Below are 579 nucleotides of genomic sequence, written 5' to 3' on the forward strand. Positions count from 1 at the left end.
TATAAAAGAAATTAAAGATGATATAAGTATGAATTATGTTTACAAGTTACCACTTGGTGTACCTAGTCAACTAATCCAAAAGTTAGCTGAAGTATTAGAGGAGGGTCTATATAAACCTGTTAAAATATCGTTTCATCAAAGCGAGCTTCATATTCGCGTTTTTAGCCAACGAATACCTAAAATGTGGAATTGGTCTAAGGATCTATTAAAAGAGCATACATGGACAGTTATGATGGGGAAAGCGTTAGATAAACATGTGTATCATGATTTCGAGAAAACACCGCATATGTGCGTGTCGGGTATGACACGGTTTGGAAAAACAGTATTTTTAAAAAATGTGATGACTAGTTTAATTTTGCAACAATCTCAACACGTAAAATTTTATATTATCGACTTGAAAGAAGGGCTGGAATTTAGTCCTTACAAGGAGCTATCACAAGTTGTAGAAGTAGCTGAAAACCCGGAACAGGCTTTAGAAATGTTGGTAAGAGTGCGTGAAAAGATGGTAAAACAGATTGAAATGATGAAGAAGTCCTATTTTACCAATATCATAGACACATCAATTAAAGAACGTTGCTT

Annotated in this window: 1 protein-coding gene; it reads left to right on the forward strand. The window is 34.2% G+C overall.

The genetic code is table 11. The features are described from left to right. A partial coding sequence (locus tag JDS95_RS30450) for an FtsK/SpoIIIE domain-containing protein (protein WP_255535871.1) occupies positions 1–579 on the forward strand: 579 nt, incomplete at both ends.

This window comes from Bacillus cereus group sp. N24, assembly GCF_016483345.1.
GTDB lineage: Bacteria > Bacillota > Bacilli > Bacillales > Bacillaceae_G > Bacillus_A > Bacillus_A toyonensis.